The following is a 10274-nucleotide window of genomic DNA, read 5'->3' as shown; positions in this document are numbered from 1 at the left end:
GTAGTTGTCAGAAGAGGTCCCCGTAGAAGATTGATTGTAAAAGTATTTGGTTCATGTACTCCCAGAGATTGTAACTGGGGTAACAGTCGTCTAATTACCTATGGTAGAAGTATAAGAGACAGAGATCACGTTTATGGAACTACTGTATACAACAAGAGATTTGCCAGAAAATTCTTAACTTTTTACATTGGAGGTAGAGGTAGAAGAAGGATGACTGTACGCCAATTTACAAATTTTACAGATGGTAGTCGTCGGCAAAACTATTCTACTAGTGCGGTATTAGTTAAGATCTAATATCAAAGTAACTGGCTCAACTTTCCGCAAAATCTCAACCTGTTTTTCGGTGCGTTATCGCCACGATAATGCACCCATATCACATTGTAGAAATACAAATACTTTGCCCTGAAGATAAACTCATTAACGAGGGAGTAGGGAGTAGGGGCGTGAGAGTAGGGATGCCCTATACTTAAAAGTAGGGGATTTAATGTTGATGTTTCGTCTGTCGGGCTTGCGCCTCTCCACCCAAATTTTCTTAACTTTCCACGGATAAATCCGGGGGCTATGTCCTACCGGACACGCTTTGCGAACAAAACACCTGGAGTAGGGTATTTTTCCTCTTCCCCTACTCCCTACTCTCTACTTCCTACTCCCTATTTTGGTGATTGATATCATTAAATCCTAGAGCTTGGTGTAAAGTATACAACAAATCTTCCGTTGTAAATGGCTTAGATAAAATTGTTTGCACATTATCCTTAGTAATGGAATTAACTAATTCTTTAGTTTTTAATCCAGTCATAGGAATAATCTTAATTTTAGGATTGATTTTTTTTAAAGTTCTAATAGTGAGTGTGCCATCCATAACAGGCATCATCATATCTACTAATACGACTTGAATATCTTGTTGCTGCTCAACATACAAAGCTAAAGCTTCAACTCCATCACCAGCAGTAATGACTTGGTAATTATGGGCTTCTAAGGATGTTTTGATAACTTCACAAATTGCTAATTCATCATCAATAACTAGAATCAATTCTCCTTGTCCTTGATAGAGTTGTTTATCTTCTATTGGTTCCGCCTCATAATTAATTACCGCGGGTAAATAAAATGTAAATGTGCTTCCTTGCCCTAATTTAGTATCTACATTAATAAAACCACCATGACTTTTAATAATGCCCATCACCGTCGATAAACCCAGACCTGTACCTTTCCCTCTATCTTTAGTAGTAAAAAATGGATCAAAAATTTTATCTAACTGTTTGGGAGAAATTCCCTTACCCGTATCTTTTACTTTAACAACTACATAAGAACCAACATGGGCATCTAAATTCATGTGGGCATAATTTTCATCAATTAAGATGTTGTCCGCAGAAATTGTCAGAGTTCCTCCCTCTAACATAGCATCTCTGGCATTGATGCATAAATTCATTAGGACTTGATGTAATTGGGTGGCATCAGCTAAAACTGGCCAAAGCTCTGGAGAAATATCTACTATTGTTTCAATAGATTTTGGGAATGTACCTTTGATAATTTGCTCTATTTCTTGCACTAAATAATGGATCAAAATAATTGTTGTTTTTCCTTCAATACCTCTGGCAAATGACAAAATTTGTTGCACTAAGTCTGCTCCACGCTTAGCATTGGTTTCCAATATTTTGAGAATTTTCTGAGTATGTTCATCAATATTTATTAACCTTAATGGTAGCAATTGGGCAATACTTAAGATTGGAGTCAAAATATTATTCAAATCATGGGAAATTCCCCCAGCTAGAGTGCCAATACTTTCCAACCTTTGTGCTTGAAAAAGCTGAGATTCTAGTTGTTTTTTTTCAGTAATATCTCTAGCAACAGCATAGATAAGATGCTCTTCCAGAAAAGGGAAAGCTGTCCAAGATAACCACTTGTATTCACCATTTTTACAAAGATAGCGATTCTCGAAATGGATGCTTGGGTTACCGATGGCTAGTTTCTCCATTTCTACTAGGGTAGATTTTTTATCTTCTGGATGAATAAATGTGAGAAATGGTTTTGCCAAGAGTTCTTCTGGATAATAGCCAAGAGTTTTTTCAAAAGCCGGATTTAAACGCTTAAAATAGCCATCTAAGCCAGCGATACATAGAAGATCCAAAGATAATTCAAAAAATAGTTCGAGTTCTTTTTCATTTCCCATTTATACCCCTTTAATTGATATAAGTTAATGAATGGAAGATAATGGGCTGATGGTGTAAATATATATTTTTCTACTTGATAAAATTCTTTAATTTGCCACTATCTAGTCCTATGGATAGATTCAGAAACATATTATATCTATATTAAGTTTAGTATAACAAATAATCTTGACTCCATAACAAAAGTATGTAGGAACAATGATATTTACCTTAGAAAATTTGCTGTTATTTAAATAAACATTTTAAATAAATAAATATATATTTAGTTAATTAACGTCAGCATTCCCAGGATCTATTCAACTAGCTCAGAAACAATACAGTTCAAATCAAGCCTAACTGATCCATTTCGATGAAAGATTGGCATAAATGATGTATTATAGTGGGTCAAACCACTAATCATCTCAAAATAGCCCCAAAATCAGCTATAATTGCCCCAAATTCTGGCTTGTGTAGATTTAAGTCCTGAATATTATGATTAAAATCCTCCATCTTTCCGATATCCACATGGGGAGTGGCTTCTCCCACGGACGTATTAGCCCTGAGACTGGATTAAATACACGGTTAGAAGATTTTGTCAATACTTTGTCTCGATGTATTGATCGAGCCTTAGCAGACCCGGTGGATATGGTTTTATTTGGAGGAGATGCATTCCCCGATGCCACACCACCACCTTATGTACAACAAGCATTTGCCAGTCAGTTTCGTCGCCTCGTAGATGCAGGTATACCAACTGTGTTACTAGTGGGAAATCATGACCAACATTCCCAAGGGCAAGGGGGAGCAAGCCTATGTATTTACCGCACATTGGGAGTACCTGGTTTTGTAGTAGGGGATACGTTAAAAACTCACTCGATCCAAACTAATAATGGCTTAGTGCAGGTTGTTACCTTACCTTGGTTGACTCGTTCGGCATTGATGACTAAGCAGGAAACCCATAAAATGTCTTTAGCTGAAATCAATCAGCTGTTAGTCGAACGCTTACGATTGGTATTGGAAGGGGAAATTCGCCGCCTTGACCCCGATGTGCCAACTATCCTTTTAGGTCATTTGATGACGGATAATGCTTCTTTTGGAGCAGAGCGTTTTTTAGCAGTAGGTAAAGGTTTTACTCTTCCATTATCTTTGTTGACAAGACCTTGTTTTGATTATGTCGCATTAGGTCATGTCCACCGCCACCAGAATTTAAATAAAACCAACGATCCCCCAATTATTTATCCAGGAAGTATTGAACGAGTAGACTTCAGCGAAGAGAAGGAGGATAAGGGTTATGTCATCATTGAATTAGAAAAGGGTAAGGTGGAGTGGGAATTTTGTCCCCTGGCTGTACGTAGTTTTTGCACCATTGAAGTAGATATATCTCAGCAAGAAGATCCCCAAGCCGCAATTATGAAAGCGATCGCCAAGTATAATATTGAAGATGCTGTGGTGAGATTAATTTACAAAATCCGTTCTGAGCAGTTGGATTTAATTGATACTCCAGAATTGCATCAGGCTTTGAATATAGCTCATAACTATACCATTCAACCGGAATTAATTAGCCAATTAGCTAGACCCCGGATTCCAGAACTAAGTGCATGTAATAGTATCGATCCCATAGATGCCTTACAAACTTATTTAAATAATCGTCAAGATTTGCAAGATATAGCAGCTTCCATGGTAGAAGCAGCCCATGGTTTACTCGCTAACGAAAAGGAAGCCTTATTAGAACCTTGAAATTAATCTATCTTTACAATTCGTTTCATTTCTTAATCCATTTATTCCTTAATCCGTCTCATCCTTAAATCCATCTAATCCGTGTTCCAATTCTTGCAACCCCATCGCAATTTTACTATGTTTCTCTATCTGCCCCATCACCTGTTTAGCCCTAGTAATTACAACCCCTGGTAAACCTGCTAACCTTCCCGCTTCAATCCCATAGGACTTATCCGCACCCCCTGGTTGTACCTGGTGTAAAAAGATAATCTTGTCTGGTAATTCCTTCACCGTCACCTGATAATTAGCCACATTCGACAAGATACCCGCCAACTGATTCAACTCATGGTAATGGGTAGCAAAAATCGTCCGGGAGCAAATATCCGTAGCAATATATTCCGCTACCGCCCAAGCAATCGAAAGCCCATCAAAAGTTGCCGTTCCCCTACCAATTTCATCCAACAATACCAGAGATAGAGAAGTCGCATGATTGAGAATATTTGCCGTCTCATTCATTTCCACCATAAAAGTAGATTGACCAGTCGCCAAGTCATCCACCGCCCCTACCCGAGTAAAAATGCGATCGCATATCCCCAATTTTGCTGACTTAGCTGGTATAAAACTACCAATCTGCGCCATCAACTGAATTAACCCTACCTGTCTTAAATAACAACTTTTACCACTAGCATTTGGTCCAGTGAGGATAATTAAATCAGGGGTAGAGGATGAATCGTGTTTTTGCTCCACAAATGAATTTTCTGTTACATCCCCCTTGTTAACATTACCTAATTGAGTAGAATTGGGGACAAAGAAACCCGCAGGTAAGGACTGTTCCACCACTGGATGTCTGCCATCCATCACCATAATATCCCGTCCCCGGACTATTTGCGGACGACAGTAACCTTGAAACACTGCTAATTCAGCCAAACCACACAACACATCCGCCGCCGCTACCGCCCGAGATAGTTGGCGAATGACCTCTGCTTGTTTACCTACCTCTTCGCGCAACGCCACAAAAATTTCATACTCCAACTGGTTTAAATCATCCCGTGCAGACAAAATTCTTGCTTCCCTTTCCTTTAATTCTGGAGTAATGTAGCGTTCTTCATTGGTTAGGGTTTGCTTGCGGATATAGTTATCGGGAACTAGATCAGCTTTGGCACGAGAAATACTAATATAGTAACCAAAGGTTTTGTTAAATCCCACCTTTAAATTGCTAATTCCCGTCCTTTCTCGCTCATCGACTTCTAAATTAGCAATCCATTGTCTATCTGACTCCACCGTTGCCCTTCTTTCGTCCAATAAGCTGTCAATTCCCCCACAAATTAACCCCCCTTCTTTAATCTGGATTGGTGGCGACTCAACTATATAACTGCGGATTTTGCTACCTAAATCTGACAATACCGATGGCACTTTTTGCAAAGCCTTGAGAAAGGGAGAATTAGCTTCATCCACCAAATAAGCTAATTCTGGTAACTTAGATAGGGAATCTGCCAGAGCCACTAAATCTCTACCATTAGCAGTACCAGAACCGGCTCTCCCTGCAAGCCGTTCTAAGTCATAAATTTGCTTGAATAAATGCCGTAAATCTTGGCGCAAGGAAGTATTTTCCACCAATTCTTGAATTGTATCTTGCCTTGCTTGAATCCCCTGAATATCCAGTAAGGGTTGCAATAACCAGCGACGTAAAGCTCGTCCCCCCATAGCAGTACTGGTTCTATCCAATGCCCACAATAGGGAGCCATGAAAGCTACCATCGCGGATTGTTTGAGTAATTTCCAGGTTGCGACGAGTTTGATAATCTACAATCAGAAAGTCAGTAATAGTATAAGTACGTAAAGGTTGGAGGGGGACAGAAGTTTCCTTTTGGGTTTCTGATAAATATTCTAAAAGACCCCCTGCTGCCCTAACTGCCAAAGGGAGATGCTCGCAACCCAAACCTTCCAGAGAGCCTACTTGGAATTTGTGTAATAATCTTGACTTTGCTTCTCCCAAGGAAAAAGGAATTTGCGATCGCAATGCATAACAAAATGAAGCTGGTAGATATTCGGGTAATTCATCTGATTTTTCCCCAGGGCGTAAAAAGCTGCCCAAATTGGGAGCATTGGTAGGAAATAATATCTCTGCTGGCTGCAAGCGCATCAATTCTTGGGTAAGCAATTCCCAGCCATTTTCTTGGGTAGTCAAGTATTCCCCAGTAGAGATATCTGCATAGGCTAACCCCCAATTTTCCCCAGCAATTACCACAGCTGCCAAGTAGTTATTATGACTTGCTTTCAGCATTCCATCTTCCAGCAAAGTACCTGGGGTAAGAATACGGGTGACTTCCCTGCGCACCAACCTCCCCGCAGCTTCGGCAGATGTTTCTACTTGATCACAAATTACCACAGCATAGCCCTTTTGTACCAACAAAGTGGCGTGACGTTCCCAAGCGTGGTGGGGGACACCAGACATTGCTACCCGTCCTTGATCCCCCGCTTGTTTGCTAGTCAGGACAAGTTCCAATTCCTGAGCTAATATCACAGCATCTTGAAAATAGCATTCAAAAAAATCTCCTACCCGATACAGCAATATTGCATGGAGATGCTGGTGCTTAACCTCAACATAATGCTGGTACATTTGACTGAGCTTACTTACATCTACCTGTCGAGTATCGGAGATGATATTATCATTGCTATTGTTTGAGTTACTAGCAGAGGAAGACGCAGAGTAGGAAGCCGCCATAGATGCCTGGGAAAGAATGCAAGCTGACAAAATACGATGATATCGCGTTATTAGAGGTATTTGTATTCTGGTTTAAGGTTTATTTATGTTTGGATAATTTTCCTCATATTTTTTGGCTTTCCCTGGAATCAATATCTCAGATGGGAATGGACATAAGATAAGGCTCAAACTTTGAACTAATAGGAAGTGTAGAAGGTGTGGGGAGTGTGGGAAGTTGCTTTAATTTCGTGCTATTTATCTTGGAGGGGAAAGGGAACGGCATTTATATATAAAATTCTCCCAGATGCAATTATTCTGATAAATAATTAAGCGAACCACTCAGGAAAAATACAGGGTTTCATTAATGGTTTCTAGTAAAGTTATTATTTTTGATTGTGATAGCACCCTCAGCAGTATTGAAGGGATTGATGAATTAGCTCGCATCGCAGGGGATGAGGTGCGTCAACAGATTGAAGAGATGACAAATGCAGCTATGGAAGGGAAAATTCCCCTGGAAAGCGTATTTGCACGACGACTAGAAATTATTAAACCCACCCAGGAACAAGTCACCAACATTGGTGAATTATACATTCAAACAGTGGAGCCAAGTGCATTATCTGCGATCGCAACCCTGAAACAAAAGGGGTGGTTGCCCATTATTTTAAGTGCTGGTTATGTACAAGCAATTCAACCCTTAGCCCAATATCTGGGAATCGAAGCCATAGAAGCTGTACCACTATTATTTAACCCAGATGGAAGTTATCAAGATTTCGAGCGCAGTTATCCCACAACCCGCTCTGGAGGTAAACTAGAGATTGTCAACAAAATCCGTAACCAATATTCCCCTACTCTCATGGTGGCTGTGGGTGATGGTGTCAGCGATTTAGAAACCAAACCAGGAGTGAATATGTTCATCGGATTTGGACGTTATGCTGTGCGAGAAAAAGTGAAAGCACAAGCAAATTATTTCATTCAAGATTTGGCGGAAATATTATCCATAATCCCCAGTTAACAGTTCCGTAGGGGCATGGCATCCACAATCTTTTCTTTACACAAACAATCTCAACCATGCCGTGCCCTGATTTGGTGAGCCAGCAAGTAATAAGTAACAAGTATGACTCAATGACACAAAACTTTCCAGAACTAGCTGCACTATATAAAAATACCCTGCTCCAAAATGTCATCCCTTTTTGGGAACAGCATTCCATAGATTGGGAATGTGGCGGTTATTTTACTTGTTTGGATAGAAAGGGTAATGTATACGATACAGATAAATTTATTTGGCTGCAAAATCGGCAAGTATGGTTATTTTCCATGCTTTACAACCATGTAGAAAAAAGGCAAGATTGGCTGACAATTGCTGCTCATGGTGCAAACTTTCTAGCCCAACATGGACGGGATGGGGAGGGTAATTGGTATTTTGCTCTCACTCGTGATGGTAAACCCTTAGTGCAACCATACAATATCTTTTCTGACTGCTTCGCAGCTATGGCGTTTAGTCAGTATGCTTTAGCTTCTGATGAAGAATGGGCAAAAGATATAGCCTTGCAAGCTTATAACAACGTTTTACGTCGCCAATCAAACCCCAAAGGCAAATACAATAAAGCCTATCCCGGTACTCGTTCCATGAAAGCTTTGGCTGTACCCATGATTTTAGCTAATTTATCCCTAGAAATGGCGTGGCTACTGGAAAGCGACACCTTAGAGGAAGTTCTTGATGGGACAGTAAGAGAAGTAATGACAGATTTCCTGGACACAGAACGGGGGTTAATGCTAGAAAATGTTACCCCTGATGGCTCCTATCTAGACTGTTTTGCAGGACGACTGATTAATCCGGGTCATGGAATTGAAGCCATGTGGTTTATCATGGATATTGCCCAACGTCGTCATGATACTCAACTAATCAACCAAGCCATTGATGTGGTATTGAATATCCTTGATTTCGCTTGGGATAAAGAGTATGGCGGACTATATTATTTCATGGATATAGAAGGATACCCCCCCCAAGAATTGGAATGGGATCAAAAATTATGGTGGGTACATTTAGAATCTTTAGTTGCATTGGCAATGGGCTATAGGCTCACAGGTCGGGAAATATGCAGAGAGTGGTATGATAAAATGCACGAATATACTTGGTCAAACTTTGCCGATCCTGAAAATAGGGAGTGGTTTGGTTATCTCAATCGTCGAGGAGAAGTACTACTAGACCTCAAAGGTGGTAAATGGAAAGGTTGCTTTCACGTACCAAGAGCGATGTATCTTTGTTGGCAGGAGTTTGAACAATTTTCAGTTGATAGTTGATAGTTGGTAGTTGATGGTTGATAGTTGATAGTTGATAGTTGATGGTTAGTTATTTCATCTCCTCACACTTCCCACACTTCCCACACCTCCCACACTTTCCTCACTCCATCACTCCCTCACTCCCTCGCTCCTCTACAAAGGCTTATGACTAGGTATCCCTACAGCACGGGGAAATTTAACTGGTGTATTTGCTACCTTCTTCAGATATAAACAATGACGGATGCTATGGGTGAGGGGAGTCGTAAATTGTTCGATGTGTTCAATAACACCACCCAACTGTTTAACCGCACTTGCCAAAGCAGTTGTTTCATCCGTTGACCAATTTCCTCGGTAAATTATAGCTAAACCACCTTTTTCGATTAATGGTAAAGCATATTCAGCGCAAGCAGAGGCATTACCTACAGCCCTGATTAAAGCCACATCATATTGTTCTCTATACTTGTGATTTTGACCTATTTCTTCCACTCTACCAGTAATAGTGGTAACGTTATTTAATCCCAATTCTGGCAATATTTGTTGGATAAACTGCATTTTTTTCTGAGTAGAATCCAGTAATGTAATAGTGCTTTCTCTAACAGCAATAGCTACAGGAATACCCGGAAAACCTGCACCTGTACCAATATCAATCAAAGATATTTTCTTACCATTAGGACTTTGACTTGAGTCACCTAGTAATTGTGCAACTCCCCTTAAAGAATCCCATAAATGTTTTTCCCAAAATTCTTCAGGTTCAGTAATACGAGTTAAATTCAGCTTCTGGTTCCCTTGTAGGATTAATTCATACAAGTGCTGGAATTGACTTTGCTGTTGGCTGTTTGGTTGCCAATTAAGTGTTTGTTGCCATATATCCGCCATTTCTGGCAAAGAAGGCAAAATAGGATTATTCACAGATTATAAGCACAATACTGAGTCTCATTCGTGACATACTCCACACACTCCCCTAAGCCCTTCGGGCAGGCTTGCGCCAACGGTTGAGTGTGGGCTTCTCAGGGACTCCTCTATGAGGACATTAACTGAGCTTGAAAGCCGTGTGCCCCACGGTCTTGTACGGTCTCGTGTAGAAAAATTATTTTCACAGTAGGCTGCATTGCTGCATTTAATTGGGTTACACCTACATTTATGATCCTACCATAATTGGCATTTCCTCACCTACCCCTGCCCTGTCAATCCTGCGGATTGAATTAGTTCTGGGTAAATTCGTCATTGCCCAAAAATTTATTTTACACTCCCGCTTCGCTGTGAGATGTGAGGCTTCTTTTTGATCCAGCTAAATAGTATGAATTTACCTCACACTCTGTCTACTAGTTAACTCGATACTATGAATTATTAGCACAGTTTGCAGATTTTGTCACTCTTGTGCCCAAACTATTCAACACTCCAAGAGACTGGCGCGTAAATTACTTATTACTTATT

The 10274-nt window shown here is 40.2% G+C and carries 7 protein-coding genes; 4 read left to right on the top strand and 3 right to left on the bottom strand.

The genetic code is table 11. The features are described 5' to 3' along the window. The coding region (locus CALSC_RS26745; protein ID WP_159460679.1) for a hypothetical protein at positions 1 to 294 on the top strand (294 nt) is incomplete at its 5' end. A gap of 349 nt (positions 295 to 643) precedes the next feature. On the opposite strand, the gene CALSC_RS22970 is transcribed toward CALSC_RS26745, so the two are convergent. Further along, entirely contained in the window at positions 644 to 2167 is a 1524-nt protein-coding gene (locus CALSC_RS22970; RefSeq protein WP_088243565.1) for a hybrid sensor histidine kinase/response regulator, read from the bottom strand. A gap of 469 nt (positions 2168 to 2636) precedes the next feature. On the opposite strand from CALSC_RS22970, the gene sbcD reads away from it, so the two are divergent. Beyond that, entirely contained in the window at positions 2637 to 3878 is a 1242-nt protein-coding gene (gene sbcD, locus CALSC_RS22965; protein WP_088243564.1) for an exonuclease subunit SbcD, read from the top strand. A 48-nt stretch (positions 3879 to 3926) separates the two neighbouring features. On the opposite strand, the gene mutS is transcribed toward sbcD, so the two are convergent. Then, positions 3927 to 6581, bottom strand: a complete 2655-nt coding sequence (mutS, locus tag CALSC_RS22960; RefSeq protein WP_088243563.1) for a DNA mismatch repair protein MutS — start codon at positions 6579 to 6581, stop codon at positions 3927 to 3929. Between the two features lie 343 nt (positions 6582 to 6924). Here mutS and CALSC_RS22955 point away from each other — a divergent pair, with 343 nt between their 5' ends. Together CALSC_RS22955 and CALSC_RS22950 are read left to right on the top strand one after the other, a co-directional pair. Beyond that, entirely contained in the window at positions 6925 to 7572 is a 648-nt protein-coding gene (locus tag CALSC_RS22955) for an HAD-IB family phosphatase (RefSeq protein WP_088243562.1), read from the top strand. Between the two features lie 110 nt (positions 7573 to 7682). Continuing rightward, complete coding sequence (locus CALSC_RS22950; protein ID WP_088243561.1) at positions 7683 to 8861, top strand: AGE family epimerase/isomerase; 1179 nt, start codon at positions 7683 to 7685, stop codon at positions 8859 to 8861. Positions 8862 to 8993: 132 nt separating this feature from the next. Here CALSC_RS22950 and rsmG read toward each other — a convergent pair whose 3' ends face one another. Next, entirely contained in the window at positions 8994 to 9716 is a 723-nt protein-coding gene (rsmG, locus tag CALSC_RS22945) for a 16S rRNA (guanine(527)-N(7))-methyltransferase RsmG (RefSeq protein ID WP_200817725.1), read from the bottom strand. Between the last annotated feature and the right edge of the window lie 558 nt (positions 9717 to 10274).

It is taken from the genome of Calothrix rhizosoleniae SC01 (genome assembly GCF_900185595.1).
GTDB lineage: Bacteria > Cyanobacteriota > Cyanobacteriia > Cyanobacteriales > Nostocaceae > Calothrix_A > Calothrix_A rhizosoleniae.
This window is presented reverse-complemented; position numbering and strand designations above follow the sequence as displayed.